The sequence below is a fragment of the Enterovibrio sp. QJM3NY_24 genome (assembly GCF_057786035.1).
On record NZ_CM173520.1, the window covers coordinates 83,990 to 103,049 of the forward strand.

Consider the following 19,060-nt stretch of genomic DNA (forward strand, 5'->3'; position numbering starts at 1 on the left):
GATTATTCCTCCGGCTCGAAAACAGTGCCTAGCGTGGCTTTTTCGTCCATATACCAGTTGGTATTGTTAACACCCGACGTTTCAGCGTAACCCGCAAACTCAGGGTAGGCCGCAATCAGGTCAACGTGCTCTTGAGGCCATTTCCATGCGTCGTTGATTAGCAGCGCCCAAGGTAGGTTTGCTGACGTTTTGAAGTAACGGTTTTCCGCTGGGTTACCCGCATCAGACCACCATCCATACCAGTAGGCATCGAATTTCTCTGTAGGTGCTTGATCGGCTAAATGTATTTCTAGCCCGCGACCGGGGTTGTACCACAAACCATCGCGGACATACGGGCCAGGGGTAGCGAATATGAACGGGTCATAAGGCATGTCCATCAGACCGTAGGTATTGACGCCATCATGAGGGTAGATATCGATTTCGAACTCAAACGAGATCGCTTCTTGGCAATATTGTGCCGTTCTGTAGTAGTTACATTCTACTGGCACTTTTTGTTTGAGATCGTCCGTGATAATGAAGATGGCTTCTGTGGCATCCGACTCCATTCCATTGCTTTCTTGTACCACACCGTTGTGTTTCATGGTGGTTTTCGCATTGTCTATATCAACACGGTTTAGACCAGGAAGTCGCATGGCGAAACCGTTGTGGTAGCCCGCGCCGTAGGCAGCGAGGTATCCGCTGATGAGGATCCGTGTCGCTTGATTGTTTTCGTCCAGTGTTTCTGTGATGCGGAAACGTATCACCACATCATTCATGTCGTAATCGCCTTCTTTTGGCCAGTTGTCTTCAAAAGCCAATGTGGCGTAACCACGCTCGTTCGGGTAGTGCACTAATGTCGTGCCCGATTTCATTACGGTGACAGGGTGATCTTCTACCTCACCGGTGGTTGCACCGCCGAAATAATCGAGACCGGCTTGCTCGGAGAAACGGAAGCGACTGAAGGTGGAACCGACTGCTGCATCTGAGGGGACGGCAATACTCAGTGTATTAGTGCCAGCATTGAGAACGGAATCGCTGACAATTTGCTCTCCGGCGTCTTCAAAGTCTCCATCTTGGTTCCAATCGAGCCAAGCTGACAGATAACCCGTGGTTGAGGCTTGTACGGAGATGATCGCAGTGTTACCCGCTTCGATTGCGGTAACAAAACCCACACCATCCTCATCTTCTGAGCCTGCTTTATTGTCATCCAATGGGGAAATTAGACCATCTCCTTCGCTATCCGGAGCAACTAAGCCTAAGTAATACCCAGTACCAATTTCATGTCGAGGACCGTTTGAGGCCAGAAGGGTTTTGTAGCTGTCAGGCGCATCACCGAAATCAATGGTGGAGTCTTCATCAATCACCGGTGCATCTTCACAGCGCGCCCCATCGTTTAAACCTGACTTGGGACCGTCTGCAAATTTCACAGCGGTCACACTGCCGGAATCAATTTTTTCTTGTGTCGAGAGGTCTATGCGAAAGATATCGCCGTCTTGGTTTCTGGATATGTAATAGTAGCCATTAACATCGAAGTAGCCCGCCCCAAAGGTGCCAGTCACACCGATAGAGCCAATGTATTTGGTTGAGCCGTCATTTGTATCAATTTCATACAATTTACCGTTGCTATTGTTCACAGCGTAAAGTTCGTCGTTCCCAGGGTGGAAAGCAAAATCTGTGATACCTAAGGGTGCAGATGTTGAGATCGTTTCAGCCGTTAATGTTGCGTTAGGGTCGCTGTCTAACGGTGTTAAATCAACTCTGTAGAACCCCACGCCTGGTGCGTATGCATAATAGAAACGCTCATACACGTCGCCAATATAGAAATGATAATTGGAAGGTAGACCGCTCACTTCAATCACTTCTGTCTGAAAATCCTTATCGAGGCGAACCATTTTTTTTCGTTGTTTTTCGAAGCCATAGATGTATTTTTGTTCGAATCCGTCTCCATCTCCCATCCCATTATCAAAGCCGACTGCATTAATCCCTTTGTTACTCAGACCGACATTATTAGTGATTAATGTCGTTGAACCGGTCACGAGATTAACGCTGTAAATCTGAACAGGACTTGATTGAAATAAATAGGCTTTGCTGGGGCATGTTTCAAAGGGCGCTGCAATCACAAATGGCGAAACAGTTGTCAATAGAGCTGCTGTCAAAAGGCGAGACATGGAGATCTCCTTGAATTGGTGTCTGCCAGAGTTCTTTCAAGGAATGTGCCAGTTTTAATTGCTTGATTTTTATCAAGATATATTAAAATGAAATTTTTATGGATATTGAAATAGTCAGAATGACAATCAAAAAAAATGGACGGCGAGTATTTTTGTCAAAATGAGAAAATAAGCACATTTCGTGCGGTAAATAGCTCACCAGCATTAAGAATATCATCGTGATTTGATGGGGGCGTCGTTGATTGAGAAGCAATAAAACAGGGCAAGGTATATAACAGTGAGCGCTGCGCTTATTCTCATCAATCTGATTCAAACAAAACAGATTCTGTTTCTTAACGAGATATGATTTTCATCAGCAAGCCCCGCTATTTCAAACTACATTGAGAAGTATGTCTCGTATTTGATTCACCCTTGGGTGCGTTTGAATAAAAGGGTAAACATGAAAATTATTTTTGCAGATGACATGGCTGACATGCGAGAGAGCATCATTCAATCGCTCGAAGCTGTTGAAGGCGAATTCGGCCCTTTTGAAATTCTTGGGCAAGCGAAAGATGGACAAGAACTTATTGCTTTGGTCGAGCGGCATCCAGATGTTGATCTGGTTTTAACAGACTTGAGAATGCCAAACATGGATGGGTTGTCCGCATTGGTTTATCTCAAAGCCAATATCAAAGTGAAAAATATATTTGTTATATCAAGTGAAAATATTGTTTCAATTGGCCAGGCAGAAAAACGCAAAATCGAGGCTGATTTCAACGAGAAAATGGGCTTGCTCGACAAGATAGCGCACCGAGTGATTGATAACGAAGTCGTGGAAGGAAAAATAAACTCGATTTTGACAGGGTGCGAAAAACTGCGTCTTGACCCCATTAAAGTGGCTGAATACTACGGTGCATCGGGGTACATGAGAAAGCCGATTTCCAGACGAAAAATAGCCAGCTTATTTGAGGGAATGCTAAATCCCCAAGGTTTTGTGAATATCGGACTTGTCTAGGCTTATGTCCAAAATAACATGAAGTGCTTATGTTTTAGCAGACAATACAACCGTTGTGTAGGCGATTAAAGAACGGATGATTTGAGGTGCAATCAATGGGTAAGGTATTGGATCAGCAGACGTCATGTTTATCACAATATGCTGGCGGCGCATCGTCAGATCACAACGCTTCAACACGATTAGCCCAAAAGAATCTTGTGTTTTCACTTGCAGATGAACAATACGGCATTCCTTTGTCCTCAGTAAAAGAAGTGATTGGCTTGGTAAAAGTCACGCCTATTCCTCATGTGCCTCCCTATTTTAAAGGTCTTATTAATCTTCGTGGCCGCATCATCTCGGTGATAGATTTGAGGTCGAAGTTAGGGCTTGAAGAGAAAGCTTACGAGCCGAAAAAAACTTCCATCATTATCAGTGATGTCAACGCGTTAACCATAGGTAGCATTGTTGATGATGTGAATGAAGTGGTTGGATTTGACGAAGCGCAAATTGAGCGTGATTTGGATATCTCACACAGTATTGGTCGTGATTACATTACTGGCGTCGCCAAAGCAAAAGGGAACCTAGTGCTGCTGCTTGATATACATAAAGTACTGGACCCTGATGACCTAGAGGTCATCGGCCATCATGTTTCGTTCTCCTCCCAACAAAATAACAACGAGGGATAAACTATGTTAGAGCGTCTCTCTCTTCGCGCAAAAATCATGTTAGGTAACGCCGTTAGCCTTCTGTTTTTGGTTTTCTTGGGTGTACTGAGTTTGAGTAGCATCAAAGAGCTTAAGGAGACAGATGACTGGGTGGATCATACGCATCGTGTTATTCATCAGGCTCTTCAGATTGAAAATGCAGCTATTGATATGGAAACGGGCATGCGAGGTTACTTGCTTGCCGGTGATGAATCATTTCTTGCGCCTTACCGTGCCGGGAAGTCACGTTTCACCACACTGATCAGTGACCTTAAAGTCACTGTCAGTGATAACCCTCCACAAGTTCTTGCACTTGAAAAAGCAGAGACAACCATAGCGGATTGGCAGCGCTCAGTAACAGAAAGTGCGATTGCGCTTCGGCGTGAGATTGGCTCCACTCAAAGCATGAATGGTTTGTCGGCGGAAGTGAGCAAGGACAAAGGGAGAGCTTACCTTGATCGTTTTGGATCGCTGATCAACACATTCAAAGCTGAAGAGAGCGCTTTGCTTTCTCAGATTGACGTTGCAGTTGGGGACGTCGAGGACATTAACGGCACCAGAGAAGCATTGTCGTCGATGAAAGCCAACTTACAGGTGATGGAACAAGCCTCTCTCCTAGAAACGACGGTGTTGACGATGGCATCTGGCGTACGAGGTTACTTACTGACGGGTAATGACGCCTATCTTACGTCATATATGGCAGGCCGAAACAGCATTGATTTTCTGCTCAATGATCTGAAAGTGAGCGTCAACGATAATCCTAAACAGATGCGGACGTTGAACGACATTGCCTCCGTGATTTCAGAATGGCAAACACAAGTATCTGATAGGAATATCGAACTGCGTCGTGAAATTGGAGAAGGAAAAACGATGAACGATATCTCAAACTTGGTTGCTCAAGGGAGAGGTAAAGTGTTCTTTGATGAATTCCGACGTCAAATTGGCGCCTTCATTGATCGTGAAGAGCAGCTATTAAGTGAACGTCAGGCGACACTTGAAGAGGCGCTAGTGGCGACGAACAATTCACTGATGTTTGGTGTCATTGCCGCAATACTCATCACTATCCCGATTGCCATATGGCTTAGCCGTTCCATCATGCGTCCTTTCCAATCTATTTTTCGCGGATTGCAGTCATTCAGTTCGAAAGAGTTATCAGATCTGAACATGGCATTCAACAGTGTGGTGAAAAAAATGGCGGACAGTGCTGGGCGTTTGGCCACAGTGGCCAGCAGTATCGATAACGTGTCACAGAACTTGTCTCAAATCTCAAATCGTCAAGCAAGTTCAGTCGAAGAAACATCCGCAAGCACCGAAGAGATCTCGGGTATGGTACGCATCAATGTGCAATACGCTGAAGAGTCAAAAGATCTCTCCAAAGAAGTGGGTGAAAAAATGACGGGCTTGGATGATGCCATGCAGATGATCTCCGAATCCAATCATAAGATCGCCGAACTGGTGAAAATCATCGGTGAAATTGGCGCTAAAACCGCCATTATCGACGATATTGTATTTCAAACGAAGCTTTTGTCGTTCAACGCGTCGGTTGAAGCCGAAAGGGCAGGCGAGCATGGGCGTGGGTTTGCTGTTGTTGCACAAGAAGTCGGCAACCTTGCACAAATGAGTGGTAAAGCCGCCACAGAAATCTCCGCCATTGTGAAACAGAGTATTTGTGAGGCTGAAACGATCGCAAAGGAAAATACCTGTCGCGTTGAAAAAGGCTCTAACATCGTCGCGGAAACAAGGAGACAGTCAAACTTGGTTCTCGAAGGTGCCTCAAAGATTTTTGATGCCTCGAACGAACAGGCTCGAGGCATTCAAGAAATCAGCAATGCGGTTGAGTCGATCAACAAGGCTACGCAGCATGCTGCCTCCATCGCTGATCAAGCGTCCAGCTCCAGCTCCGAGCTTAATAAGCAAGCAGAAGATCTCCACCGAATGGTACTCAATCTGAACAGTTTCCTTCGTGGGCATGAGACAGTGATAAAGGATGAACTAGAGACCACAGTCAATGTGGAATTACGAGATAAGTACGAAGCACAATCGTTGGAGGGCATTCGCCGTCAAATCGACAATGCCGCTCATTCGTTACCTGACGCGCCAAAAGAAGCAGAAGATAGTGATAATCAAACTGCGTGGAATCGGCTTTAGATTGACGGTTAGGGGCGTGTAATATGCATTCCGAAAACCAGGGTCAAACACGGTCTTACTTTATTGAGCCACCGAGTGTTGGCAATACACAAGGGATGACACAAGCCGAGTTTGACTATTTTTCAACGTTGATCTTCCAGCACGCCGGAATAAAGCTGGAAAATGAGAAACGTAGCATGCTTGAAATGCGGCTGTATAAACGTTTGAGCGCGCTTAAATTACATACGTATAGCGATTACATGCGGGTGCTTCAAAAAGACACGAGTGGCGTAGAGCTGGTTGCCTTTACCAATGTCATTACGACAAATAAAACCGCCTTTTTTCGTGAGCAGCGACATTTCAACGTACTCCGTAATGACATTCTCAAGCACCCGCGCTCGGAACAAACATTCATTTGGTCTGCTGCCTGTTCTAGTGGTGAAGAACCTTTTTCACTGGCCATGCAGTGCGAAGCCATCAAAAATGAACGCGCTAACTTCGACTACCGTATTCTTGCTACCGACGTTGATACCCAGCGTCTTGAGGCATGTGGGCTAGGTGAATACCCAAACGAGCAGCGCGAAGACATTCCCGCCCTTTTCCAGCACCAATTCATTGAACGTTCGGCGCGTGATGCGAACACCTTTACCGTGGCTGAGCGGTTAAAGCAAAACATAAAATTTAGGCAGCATAACCTGATCCATTACCCTGAAAAGTTTGGCATTCAATTTCAATACATTTTTCTGCGCAATGTCCTGTTCTATTTCCCACGCAGCACAGGAGAAAAAGTGGTGCGTGCGTTGGTGAGCCAATTGCAGCCCGGCGGACTGTTCTTTGTCGGATTAACAGAATCATTGCAGCACATGGATGTTGGTTTGGAACTGGTTGATGTCTCTGTCTATCGGAAACCCGAGCTAGGGGGGTCTGTCGATGAATGACGTGCAAGTTCACTCGGGTGAATATCAATTTGCTCTCCGCCAATCAATGTGGCTGCAAACTGTTGTTGGTACCTGTGTCATTGTGTGTATTTGGGATGAAGAAAACCAGAGCGGGGGAATGTGTCACTACCGTTTACCTGTCGCGCCAGAGGCTATCACGATGGGAGAGCATGCCAATGATTATGGTACGTGTGCCATTCCCAACTTATTGAAAAAATTTAAACATTCATCGTCAAAACTCGAAAACTTAAGGACTTGGGTGCTCGGTGGTGGGCAGGTGCATGATGGGGCGTTTATGCAATCCCAGCAAATTGGAGAACGCAATGTCCTCGTGGCATTGGACATTCTTGCCCAATATGGATTACCTATTGTTGGCGCGTCAGTAGGGGGGAGTTCTGGTCGGCAAATACGCTTTAACCCAAAGTCCGGTGTGGTCGATTTTCGGTTTTTGGATGACACGCCTCGTGATGCCGAGAGTGCAGAGTCAGCACTTGGGAGTAGGGCACAATGGGTGTATGTCGTCTCTGCTAGCGAAACATTCATCACTTTGATTGAAAAGACGCTTGGCACTGACCCAAGTATTCATCTTCATGTTTTACCCGATTTAGAAAGCGTGAGTCGATACTTCTCCCATCAAGCGCCTCAAGCTTTGATCATTGATGCTCAGATTTTGCCCACAGCCTCGTTAGTATTCACATCATTACCCGCCGTGTTTACGCCTCTCAACTTACCCACCGTGGTTGTAGCGGACGGTGTGACGGCTTTGAATGGAACACACTATCGAACATTGGTAAGCGTGGTGGGAAATCGAATATTAGTATCGACACCGCAATGTCTTGTTAAAGTGCTAGCGTCGGCAATACACCTGAATACATTATCCACGCCGCTTAAAACACAATTGGCGGCGTTGCCTTCAACTCATCCATTAAACAATAGGAAAGGAAAGCCGACAGGGGTGGTGCTTATTGGTTCATCAACCGGAGGCGTTGATGCGCTGGACGTACTTTTAACGCAGTTCCCAGGTGACATGCCACCCATTTGCATTGCGCAACATATCCCCCAAGACTACTCAATGGCATTGGTAGAAAGATTGAACACAAGAACCCCGCTAACGGTCAAAGAGGCCGTCGATGGGGAAGTTTTGACCCAGTCTCATGTGTACTTTGCGCCAGGTAATCATCACATCAAGCTGGTGCAATTGAGTGATGGCAACGTGGTTGTCCGAGCCACGCTCGACCCGCCAATAAACAGCTTTAGACCTTCGGTGGACTACCTGTTTGACTCTGCCACCAAAATCAAAGGTTTGCATATCGTCGCAGCGTTATTAACAGGGATGGGAAGCGATGGCGCGAAAGGACTTCATCACTTGAAGCATCAAGGTGCATTTACCCTAGTACAAGATGAAAAAAGTTGCGTGGTATATGGCATGGGGCGTGTTGCGAAAGAGTTAGGTGCAGTATGTCGAACCGTACCTATTCATGAAATGGCTCAGGCGATTATTGAAGCCTACCAAGGCGCTTTCGCCTCCGAATTGTCTCACGGTAAAACGGACGAACTCACTAAGGAGTTACGTTAATGCCTCAGTCTGATTTGGACACTGTCGTGAATGCATTGCAAAAAGACTTTTCGGATGTTGCCAATATCCTGTCTCTGCCAGTGTCCACGCGTCATGTTAAGCAGGGTTTCTCGGGGTTGAGTGACAAGCTTCTATCCCTGGTCGAAGATGATCCGCGGTTCGATACGACCCAATTCCTTATTCAACAAACGGTTATATTGCTTGAATTCTTAGAGGTGGACTCGACAGAGACCAATGAAGACCTGCTGGTGTTATTGGACTCCATCATTGAAACGGCACGTTCAGAAGCCGCGCCATATTCAAAAGGCGATGACGCGTTTGACGAAGATAATGTGTTTGAAAACGATCATGGGGATGATGTACAGCAAAAAGAAAACATGGCGAATGCGCTTAACGCGTTGGCTATTTTCGCCATAGACACATTTGGTATAGACGTTACCTTGATAGAGGATGCGCCTGTTTTTGATGACGATGTATTGAGTGAGCTTGATTACCTTAGCTCTCTTATTGACTCAAATGCCGAACACACTGAGCCCCACTCAGACCGAATCCTCCATGCAAAGAAGAAGGTAAAGGAAGCCAGAGAGTTAGATGTTCAGAGCAAGTTTGAACCGACGACAAAGGTTAAATCACACCTTCTCGAACATCTAATGAGTTATTCCGAAGAATTAGTGCAGATCAGAAATACCCTCGCGGATTATGCAGAGAAACAAGAGAGCCTCGCGCTGACTGAGTTGTCAAACAAGTTGAAGACAGTGTCGGACGGCATGCTCAATGACCTATTGAAAACACAAATGCGCCCAATAGGAAATTTGCTGAGTAAATATCGCCGTATTGTGCGGGACCTTTCTAAGGAGCTTGGCAAGAAAGTAGATGTAGAGATTGTTGGTGAAAACATAGAGTTAGACAGCAACGTCATCGACGCCATCAATGAGCCTTTGACACATCTGGTTCGAAACGCTCTAGATCATGGATTTGAAACCCATGACATTCGCGCTGCATCTGGGAAATCCATGGTCGGCAGGCTACTCATTCACGCCTATAACGAGGCGGGGAAGGTCGTCATTAACATTTGTGATGATGGTAAAGGCATCGACAGAGAAAAGGTGTTGAGCAAAGCCCTCTCTAACGGATTAATCACCCAAGAAAGCCAGCATCAACTCACGGACAAAGAAATACTAGAGTTGATCTTCCATCCCGGCTTATCAACCTCGGACCAAGTCAATGCGCTCTCGGGTAGAGGGGTGGGCATGGATGCGGTTAAACGAAAAGTCGAAGACATAAAAGGCACCATAGATATTCATTCTGAGAAAGGCTTAGGCACTGAAATTGCGCTTATCTTTCCGTTAACCATGGCGACGTTAAAAGTGGCTTTGTTTGATATTGGCAACGTGACCTATGCCATCCCCTCTTCTGATATTTCGAACATTGTCGGTATCAGCAAAGAAGAAGAAAGTTTGAGTGTCCGGTTCGATAACGGCCATCCTCTTTTGTATCAAAACAACAAAGTTATTCCGCTAATTGAACCCCATGAATATTTGGGGGAATTGACAGAGAAGCATGTCTTTCGTCGCGCATATCAACAAGGCATGCGTCATAGCGTTGTGGTGTTTAACCATCGGGGTCAGCAATGGGGGCTACCCGTCGACCATGTTCGGGCGTTTTTGGACATTGTCATTAAGCCGTTAGATCGCTCAATGAATGGCAACGACGTGTTTGCGGGGGCGGCGGTACTTGGCAGTGGAGACTTGGCTTTAGTGATGAATCTGAAGAAAGTGATTCAATTTGCGCGGAGCTATCACTGATAAGATCACTGTTCCCCTTTCTTTCTTATACTTAACAATAACGTCATCAAAAACAGGTGAGTGGAATGAAACTCTTAGGCAGCTTTTTGTTAGATTTCGAACTCATTTCGGCAAAAGACTTGGCCGATGTCATGGTCGAGCAAATTCGCCAGACGCCAAACAGCTTGGATATCATCTACGAAAAGAAATTGATCACGCCGGAACAATTCCTATCCATTGTCACGCTGCAAAACGACGAACATCTCGACCTACGTTCCGCCTGTATGCGATTGGACATTTGGCGCAATGAATTCTTTGATGCCATCAACGACGAGGTATCAAAGCGGCGCTCAACATTGGGGTGCATACTCGTTGAAAAAGGCTTGGTAGAGCCCCATGTGCTACTGCCGATCCTAAAGCAATATCATGCGTATCGTGCTGAAAATAACAATGACTTTGCTTTGTTCTCTGAAAATACACTGTTAGACCTCAGCGAAAGCGAAGCAGAAGGCAGCGCCGATGAATTGCATTTTGAACCGGATTTTTCACACGTACAGGCCAGCGATCCTTCTGACTATATTGAGCTTTTCTCTGAAGAGAAAGAAATCGAACTCGAGCTGATAATTCTGGCTATTGAGGCATTGGGAAGTGATAAAAACAAAGCGGACCCTGAAGAGTTGTTAAACCAATTTTTCACTGATTACCATTCCCTGAAAGGAACAGCACGAAGCGTTGGCGCACTGCTCACCGAAAACCTTATCCATGAATCTGAAGATCTACTCACCTTTTTCAAACGTTTCCTTCATAAAATTCATCATGCCGATTTTGCTGCGTTAGCTGCGATCAATTTGAAAGTGTTGGATGTTCTCAGCAACTTGAGAAACGAGATGGCGACGTCAGGCTCTGAAGAACACTATTGGCGTACTCCGGAATTAAAAGGTAAATACCTCAAAACGCTGGGGGACATTAAGCGTCTCAATGAGGAATTGGAAAACCGAGGGTATGAAGTGAGCCTGGAAGACGTACAGGATCTTTTCTAGCGCAACGGTGTAGTGGACGAATGTCATCGTGCTATCTCTGCATTAAAGCTTAAAAAATGTATTCGTGGGACAAACAAACTAAGAAATTCAGAATGTTCAGAGTTTCAACGACTTCGTTTCGCGCAGTGTTCGTCGCTCGTTTCTTTGCGGCTAGCTCGCTGCCTTTTTCCCTTCGATAAGGCCTTTCATGATGTCGGTAACTTGTTTGAGTTTTAAGCTCTGATCTTTGTAGCTCATCGAGACTTGAGACGTTTCATTGGCAATGTGATGGTTGTTGTTCACGATACCCGCCATCGACTCCATCGCCGAATTCACCTGTACGATGCCTTTCATTTGCTGATTAAAGGCTTCGCTGAATGAATCAATTTCTTTAGAGAGCCCTTGAATTTGGTCGGAGATGCCGGAAAAGCTGACTTGAGTTTGTTCTGACAGCGCTTTGCTTTCTTTCACGCGAAGCTCTGTTTCTTTCACAATCTCTCCGACCGTGACCATGGAATCTTTCAGTAACTTGTCGATATCTTGCGAGGCTTGGCCTGACGTCAAAGCAAGCTGACCGACTTCTTGGGCGACCACCGCAAAGCCGCGTCCATGCTCGCCAGCGCGTTCGGCTTCAATGGACGCATTTAGTGAAAGAAGCTTGGTTTGGAACACGATGTCATGAATCACCTTGGTGTAATCCGATATTTTTTGAATGATGTCGTTAATTTCTTGAAGGTGCTTATTTGAATTTTCAATCAATACAACAGAGTGCGCCAATTTTTCCATGTTCTTGCTGCCTTCATTGCTAAGCGCAAGCGTGCCTTTTGAGACATCTAAGCAACCGAGAACGTTTTGATTGGTTTGTTTCACCATCTCGGTGATTTCAGAAATCGCCGACACATTGGAATCCAGTGCTGCGCGTTGCTTCTCAACACCATCAGCCAAACTTTCTGCGCCTTTTAGCACAAGTCGCGAGTTATCAAGTGCGTCGTCTGACACTAAGGTTAGATCTTGCGTTATCGCAATCAGCGGCTTAGAAAGGCGCAGCGCAACGATGTAAATGATGACGCAAAGCAGCGCGATGATGGTGAAAAAACAAATCAGAATAACTTGAAGGTTTTCTTGTAACGCCGCCGTCGAATTTTTCTCATTGTAGGTAATGTTCAGGATACCCAATGGCGTGCCGTCTTCCGCCATAATTTGACCTGAATAGTTTTTGACGGCGTGATTGACCGTTTTTTGCTTTGTCTCTGTGTATGGTATGCCACTTACGTCAACAAACTCAATGTGGTCGATATCGTCATCCTGCATTCCCACTCTCACGAAATCTTCCAACGCAGACAAGTCATAATTCAGAATGTAGGATCGGCTCGATTGCTTGAGAAAGCTTGCCAGTGCCTCGACTTTTCCTTTCTGTATTTTGGAAAGCTCATTCGATGTCATTTGATGGAAAAAGAGGGCGGCAATGATCAGGAATATCGTAATGCTGCCAATCAATGGCAATAGAATACGATAGCGCAGTGACAGCCCTGAAAAAATCTTGAACCACATAGTCATAAAATCACTTCATCGTTTGAATGGGTAGGGCTTTACCGTTTTCAATTTTTGTTAGGTAAACGTCGTCTAGACCCTGTCGGTCAGACTTGCCGAAGTTTATTTTCAGCCCGCCAAAGTCCTTATTCTTCATACCTTCCATGGCACTGATAAAGCGCTCTCGCGTTAAGTGCTGGCCCGACTGATCAAGAGCATCAACGATGACCATGGCATTCAAGTAACCTTCCAATTGCGTGTAGTAAGGGCTGTCGACGCCGTAGTTATTCATGTCGGCTTTGAAATCAGAGATAATTTTGAGCTTACTTTGATCGGGGTTTGGCAAAACTTGCGAGATATAGCTTCCATCCCCCGCAGAGCCCAGTTCAGCGATCAGTTTTTTCGTGCCAACAAAAGAGATGTTAGCGAACTTGGGATAAAAGCCTTTGTCATGGGACATCTTGATAAACGCACCACAGGCTTTGTAAGCCCCAATCATAATGACGGCATCAGGCTTCTTAGCCATGATGTTGTTTAGCCCTTTTTCAACGTCGAGTGTATTGCGTTTATATTTGCCCTCAGCGTGTATTTTTAGGCCACGTTGTCGAAGCGCTCTTTGTACGCCCGCTTTACCTGCTGCACCGTAACCATCATCTTGGATAAATACCGCGATCTTTTTATAACCGAGGTCGTTGATGAAATGATCGACCAACTTTTTGGTTTCATTGAAGTAACTGGCTCGAATATTAAAGATGTTTTTGTTGGCTGGATTACGCAAAAATTCTGCACCTGTGAAAGCGCCAACATAAGGAATTTTGGCGCGATTCACTTCTGGGACGACAGCTTTCGAGGTGGGAGTGCCGACAAAGCTAACAAGGGCAAAGACCTTGTCTGTGTAGATGAGTCTTTTGGCGTTCTTTGCGGCACGGTCGGGTTCATAGCCATCGTCGAGTGAAACGACGTTGATCTTGCGACCGTGAATACCGCCTTGCTGGTTAATCTTTTCGAAGTAGGCAAGTGTGCCCGCTTTGACGCCGCTACCTAGCCCAGAAGCCGGCCCAGAAAGGGCATTGCTCATGCCTAACGTGATTGTATTTTCTGATACGCCAATTTCGGCGGCAGCAGTTGTGGAAAACAGCCAAAGAAACACGATAGTGCAATGCAAGCCTTTCATTAGTAACGCCTCAGTTAATAACAGGGTTATCAATGAGTATAGAAAAGAATCCAGATATCTCATTATTGATTCGCACTTAGAAGCCCTAAGTGATTCCTCTTTTAAGAGTTACCCCCTTTGTTGACGTTAACCGCGCGCCATTGTCTTGGTGGTGAACAAAGGCACCAGTGCCATCCCTAAAAAACCGACTGCCAGCGCCCAAAGCTGAGCAAGGTGTCCAGACTGACTTTGTATCGTCGCGCCCATTTGGTTGAGCTGAATGGTGGCTTGAATGGCAGGGGTTGACGGTGACAGTTGTGCCAAGGTGTTTAGCCATTCGGGCAGTGCGCTTGTCGGCCACACGAAACCTGAAGTAAACAGCAGTGGCATGGAACTGAGCAATACAACCAGTGTGATCATTTCAGGGCGTTTTATGACTTTCCCCAACAAGGTTCCACAGCCGATGGTTGCCAGTAAAAATGGCAGCATCACTATCGCGAGTTGTAACGGCTGCGCAAGACGATTCACACCGTTGATGTCGAGACTTGCGCCGAGGTAGTACATGGTCATGACGCTGTATGTCGCCACCAATATGGTGGTCCGAGCGATGAAGCGTCGTCGGCTCGTTTTCGTTGCTCCACAGCCTAATAGGCCTGATGCTATCAGCAATGTTTGCTGCAAAATCAGGATAAATACGCCGGGTACTACGTAATTGCCGTAACCCATTGTTGGGTTGAAAACAGGCACCAGATTGAGTGAAAACGGAGAATTTTGCTTGGACGCTAGCGACAGTGGCACATCGCTCATCATCGCTTTGGTGGTTTTAACCTTTGCGCCCAACGTACTGCCTGCGGCTATCACGCCTTCCGCGATAGTGCCGTAAGTGAGGAAGAATGACGCATCGCCACCGACGGCGACTACCGGACTTTTTCCGAGCAATAAATCACGATAGAAGTATTCAGGCACGCTGATCACGCCTTCAATTTCGGCATTCGCAATATGGATTCCCGCCTGATTTTCGCTGCTGAGTTGTGACACCACTTTTAGCTGTGGTGTGGCATCGAGCATGCGGATAAAGACTCGGCTCTGCTGGCTTTCGTCGTGATCGACCACCGCCACGCGCAGTTCTCTCGGCAATTGGTTGGCGTAAGGCAGTGGGTACAAGAGTGAGTAAATCACAATGCCACCAAATACTGTGAAGACCACAGCAGGGTTTGAGAACAGCTTTTTCAGTTCAACAACAAACGATGTGCGCCAATTCATGATGCGATCTCCTGTTGTGTGCTGCTATTGCCGTTGACGCCGTTGTTTGCGTTTGTCATACGTTTGATTTTTAACACGACTATCGGCCAAATAATCCCAAATGCGGCGAGTGCGCAAAGCGATGGCATGGCTTGTTGTAAGGATGCGCCATAATTGAACTGTCCAATCTGTGCCGTGATGTAATGACTCACGGGCAACAAAGCGCGCCAACATTGGGCAAGAAAGGGCATGTCGCTGGCAGGGAAACTCACTCCCATAAACGCAAATGCAGGGGCGGTGAAACCGGCGACTAAACTCATGGCGCGTGTCGCATTGCGTGTACCAACGTAAAGCAGCATGCCAACGGCAAGGCCCGCCATTACCATCAAACCTTGCGCCGCAAACACGATCTGCCAACTGCCGTTCATTGGCCAACCTAGCAAGAAATGCATGGCGGTGGCGAACCCTATCCCCAATAACCAAAGTGGGATTAATAAGCCAACCACTTTTGCCGCTAACGGTATAGCAATAGAAGAGGAAAAGGCGGTTTCAAGTGTGCGATTTTTGTCGGTTAACGCCATTGATAGCATTCCACAGGCCACAATGGTGATTTGCCAAAGGGCAGGGATAATCGCTGATACTAGAAACTGGGCGTAATTCGTACCGTTATTAAACAAAGGGACAAGTTGGAAACGGATGGGCACCGATTGCGCGGCGGCTTGCACGGCGACAGTTGTGCCGTGTAGCATTTTACCTTTGGTTTCAACAGTAGCGGAAAATGTGCCTTGGCTTTGGCTGATGGCGGCGCTGACTAACTTACCAATCAAAATATATTGGCTGTTATAGAACGCGGTCACATCTGGGCTTTCACCTCGCACTGTGTCTTTTTCAAAGCCTTGCGGAATGATAACCGTGGCAAATGTTTCAGCACTGTTGAGCGCATCGGAGGCTTGTTCCACATCGCTGAAAGCTTGGGTTTCAAGGGTTGGGCTGGCGTTGTAATAGCGAACTAGCCCGCGAGACAGGCTGCTGTTATCCAAATCCACCACGCCGACAGGTAAATCTCGGCCTGTGCCGGATGAGAATATCGCCCACACCAGCACAAATAACGCCAAGGGCAAACCGCACAGCAGTGCAGTCAACCAGCGGTCAGACAGCGTAGAACGCCATTCTTGCCAGAGTAAGGAAAAGAACGAAGGGCTGTTCATCATGATCAGCCTTGCGCGTCGTTTTCAGTCACCAACACACTCATGCCTGCACGAAGGCCATCAATGGCTTTAACAGGGCGTGCTTCGACTTCGAATGTGCGCATGTCATAACCTTGCTGACTGTTGGTTGCTCGCCAAGTGGCGAAATCACCCATCGGCGCAACATGGGTCACTTCAAATGCATAGGCTTGGTCGCTAAGTGAAGGGATCGAAGCGTTAAACACCGCACCCTTTTTGAACTGGTTCAGCTTGTCTTCGCGAATGTTGAATACCGCCCATGCGTCTTGCATGTCGATCACGGTGACCACAGGGAAGCCTTGCGGTGAAAGCTCGCCCGGTTGCAGCAGGATTTGGCTCACTTCACCTTGATACCAACTGTGGATCTTGGTGTCTTTGGCATAGGCTTCGACTTCTGCAACAGCGCCTGCAGCCATGCGGACTTGTTCTTGTGCAGCACGTTTAGTTTCAGAACGTGCGCCTTCTTTTGCCATGTTATACATCTGGCGTGCGGCATTTTCGGTGTATTTCGATGCCTGCCATTGGGTAAAGGCTTCATCGCGTTTTTGTTCGGCGGTGACACCTTCACGGTAAAGTGCGTCAACGCGTTGGAAGGTTTTCTCGGCAAGCTGAGCGCCGGCTCGTGCTTTCTGCCATTGATCACGTGCGGCATTGATTTCTTGTGAGCGTGCGCCGCTTTCGGCTTGCTCTGCCATCGCGCCTGCGGCTTCTTCACCGGCTTTCGCTTGCTCTAGTTTGGCGTCGATTTCTGGACTAAACAGGGTGAATATCAAATCGCCTTTTTCGACTTGCTGGCCTTTGCGGACAAGCACTTCGTCAATGCGTCCCGCTACTTTGGATGACACTGTGTATTGTTGCGCTTCAATTTGACCTTGAAAACGTTCAGGTTGCGGTTGGTACGCCTGATAAAAACTGTATCCCACCCATCCAATCAAAGCAGCGGCTGGTACAGCCATAAATGCGGATTTCAATTTACTCATGATGGATTATCCCTGTTGTGTTGGAAGAGAGTGGGTAAGGGCGGCCGCTTGAAAATCGGGAAAGCGGTTCATTTCCCCGCTAACAGCCAGCAATCGAGAGAGCGACAAGACGTATTGGTAAGACGCTGCAAGTTGTTGTGTTTTGATATTGGCGAGATACAGCTCGGCATCAACCACATCTAGCGAGGTTGAAAGTCCTTGTACAAAGGCTTTTTCACGCAGGCGAAGGTTTTCATCTGCCAGTGAAATACTCGATGACAAGCCTTGGTATTCTTCTAGGGCTTGGTTGGCTTCACGCCATGTTTTTTCTACTAACAGCGAGAGATCTTGCTCTGCCTGAGCACGCAAGTAGTTCACTTGAAGGGCAGTGCTGTGTGCAGCTTTGAGTTTGTCTGAGCGGCCGCCGTTATCAATCAGCGGAATGCTCACGCCTACGCCAACTGCCCAATCTGGTGCCAGTTCTGCGGTGAGCGAGTCGCCTTCATACAGGTTGTAATTACCGTATAAATAAACTTGCGGGTAGTATTTGCCTTTCTCCATATCAACAAGGCCATCCGCCTGATTGCGCTTGGCGTCCAGCACTTTTAAGCCTGGGTAGCCTGCGAGGGTTTTTTGCAAGAAAGGTGACATAGCCGGCGCTTGGGTTTGCGTAAACAAGGCACTGGACGGAGAAACATCGCCTGTGCTTTTCACCAAGGTTCTTAATGCTGCTTGGGCAATTTCCAAATCACGTTCTGCTTTTTTGCGCTCGGTTTTGGCTTTGTCGTACGCAACTTCTGCTTGCAAGCGTTCAACGCGAGCAATCTGACCTTGCGCTTCGAGCTTCTTGGCATGATCGAAATGCTTCGCCAGCCCTTGTTCGACCTCTGCGCGAGTCTGCAAGACTTGTTCTGCCAACACGGTTGCGAAATACACCTTGGCCAAATCTTCAAACTTGGCCTGTTGCTCCATTTGCATCAAATACGTCGCTTCGTCGCGTTGCGCATTGGCAATGTCTTCCGCCGCGAGAATGCGACCGCCAGTGAAAATAGGCCAAATAGCGCGAATCGAGCTGGTGTAAATGTCCCGATCGGCGAGGGTCGTTGTCATCAGGTTATCAAGATTGCTGACCAAGCCACCAATACCTGGTACTGAGCCAGAAATTTGCCCCAGCGCATCCCCGCCGTTCATGTGATGGGCGAGCTGCGACGGTTTGAGTTCTACGTTTTGATCAAGACGCGTGTAGTTGCCACTGAGCGAAACGCTCGGCAGATGGTGAGCGGACGCAGCGTTGCGCATGTGCTCGGCGCGTTGCACGTTTGCGCGTTGTGCGGCAATACCATCGTTTCGTTCTTGAACTGCTTGCCATGCCTGTTCAAAAGACAGGGTCTCCGCATAAGAAAATGTGGAACACAGCATGAGAGTAACGCCGAGTGTTAGTAGACGTGAAAATGGCGTAAACGACGTTTTTCTGATCAACATAAAACTTACCGTTTGGGAAAGAGAAATACAGTTTAGAGTTTATGCTCTAATTTTTCCAGCGGTAACTGTTATTGGAAGGAAGATCAGGCGGATAAGATCGATAAATTGTATTGATTTTGCTTTTCCAACTTGTAGACTTCTCCCTCGCTCATTGTGAGCGACCATTCAAACGCCTCTTTTGGGCGACACAGAGTCACGAT

The 19,060-nt window shown here is 47.0% G+C and carries 14 protein-coding genes; 7 read left to right on the forward strand and 7 right to left on the reverse strand.

Features of this window, described 5'->3' with window-relative positions:
- Window positions 1-2: 2 nt before the first annotated feature.
- Window positions 3-2,147, reverse strand: coding sequence for an LruC domain-containing protein (locus AC3CIC_RS16710; protein ID WP_488516416.1), 2,145 nt, complete (start codon window positions 2,145-2,147; stop codon window positions 3-5).
- Window positions 2,148-2,562: 415 nt separating this feature from the next.
- Between AC3CIC_RS16710 and AC3CIC_RS16715 the strand changes: the two genes are divergently transcribed.
- The 7 genes from AC3CIC_RS16715 to AC3CIC_RS16745 all read left to right on the forward strand — a co-directional run bounded on the left by AC3CIC_RS16715 (window position 2,563) and on the right by AC3CIC_RS16745 (window position 11,289).
- A complete protein-coding gene (locus AC3CIC_RS16715; protein WP_488516417.1) occupies window positions 2,563-3,141 on the forward strand; it encodes a response regulator transcription factor in 579 nt (192 codons plus the stop codon).
- 95 nt (window positions 3,142-3,236) lie between these two features.
- Window positions 3,237-3,806: a chemotaxis protein CheW gene (locus tag AC3CIC_RS16720; RefSeq protein WP_488516418.1), complete on the forward strand. Its 570-nt coding sequence runs from the start codon at window positions 3,237-3,239 to the stop codon at window positions 3,804-3,806.
- 3 nt (window positions 3,807-3,809) lie between these two features.
- Window positions 3,810-5,972, forward strand: coding sequence for a CHASE3 domain-containing protein (locus AC3CIC_RS16725; RefSeq protein WP_488516419.1), 2,163 nt, complete (start codon window positions 3,810-3,812; stop codon window positions 5,970-5,972).
- 23 nt (window positions 5,973-5,995) lie between these two features.
- A complete protein-coding gene (locus AC3CIC_RS16730; RefSeq protein ID WP_488516420.1) occupies window positions 5,996-6,889 on the forward strand; it encodes a CheR family methyltransferase in 894 nt (297 codons plus the stop codon).
- On the forward strand, window positions 6,882-8,465 hold the full coding sequence (locus AC3CIC_RS16735) for a chemotaxis protein CheB (protein ID WP_488516421.1): 1,584 nt from the start codon (window positions 6,882-6,884) through the stop codon (window positions 8,463-8,465). Before AC3CIC_RS16730 ends, AC3CIC_RS16735 begins: the two co-directional genes overlap by 8 nt.
- Entirely contained in the window at window positions 8,465-10,270 is a 1,806-nt protein-coding gene (locus tag AC3CIC_RS16740; RefSeq protein WP_488516422.1) for a chemotaxis protein CheA, read from the forward strand. Before AC3CIC_RS16735 ends, AC3CIC_RS16740 begins: the two co-directional genes overlap by 1 nt.
- 65 nt (window positions 10,271-10,335) lie before the next feature.
- Window positions 10,336-11,289: an Hpt domain-containing protein gene (locus AC3CIC_RS16745; RefSeq protein WP_488516423.1), complete on the forward strand. Its 954-nt coding sequence runs from the start codon at window positions 10,336-10,338 to the stop codon at window positions 11,287-11,289.
- A gap of 150 nt (window positions 11,290-11,439) precedes the next feature.
- On the opposite strand, the gene AC3CIC_RS16750 is transcribed toward AC3CIC_RS16745, so the two are convergent.
- From AC3CIC_RS16750 to AC3CIC_RS16775, 6 genes are all read right to left on the reverse strand, one after another.
- Complete coding sequence (locus tag AC3CIC_RS16750) at window positions 11,440-12,825, reverse strand: methyl-accepting chemotaxis protein (RefSeq protein WP_488516424.1); 1,386 nt, start codon at window positions 12,823-12,825, stop codon at window positions 11,440-11,442.
- Between the two features lie 4 nt (window positions 12,826-12,829).
- Window positions 12,830-13,972, reverse strand: a complete 1,143-nt coding sequence (locus AC3CIC_RS16755) for an ABC transporter substrate-binding protein (protein WP_488516425.1) — start codon at window positions 13,970-13,972, stop codon at window positions 12,830-12,832.
- Between the two features lie 126 nt (window positions 13,973-14,098).
- A complete protein-coding gene (locus AC3CIC_RS16760; protein WP_488516426.1) occupies window positions 14,099-15,214 on the reverse strand; it encodes an ABC transporter permease in 1,116 nt (371 codons plus the stop codon).
- A complete protein-coding gene (locus tag AC3CIC_RS16765) occupies window positions 15,211-16,401 on the reverse strand; it encodes an ABC transporter permease (protein ID WP_488516872.1) in 1,191 nt (396 codons plus the stop codon). The genes AC3CIC_RS16760 and AC3CIC_RS16765 overlap by 4 nt, the downstream gene beginning before the upstream one ends.
- Before the next feature lie 5 nt (window positions 16,402-16,406).
- On the reverse strand, window positions 16,407-17,399 hold the full coding sequence (locus AC3CIC_RS16770; protein ID WP_017003368.1) for an HlyD family secretion protein: 993 nt from the start codon (window positions 17,397-17,399) through the stop codon (window positions 16,407-16,409).
- A gap of 6 nt (window positions 17,400-17,405) precedes the next feature.
- Complete coding sequence (locus AC3CIC_RS16775) at window positions 17,406-18,860, reverse strand: TolC family protein (RefSeq protein WP_488516427.1); 1,455 nt, start codon at window positions 18,858-18,860, stop codon at window positions 17,406-17,408.
- Window positions 18,861-19,060: the final 200 nt, after the last annotated feature.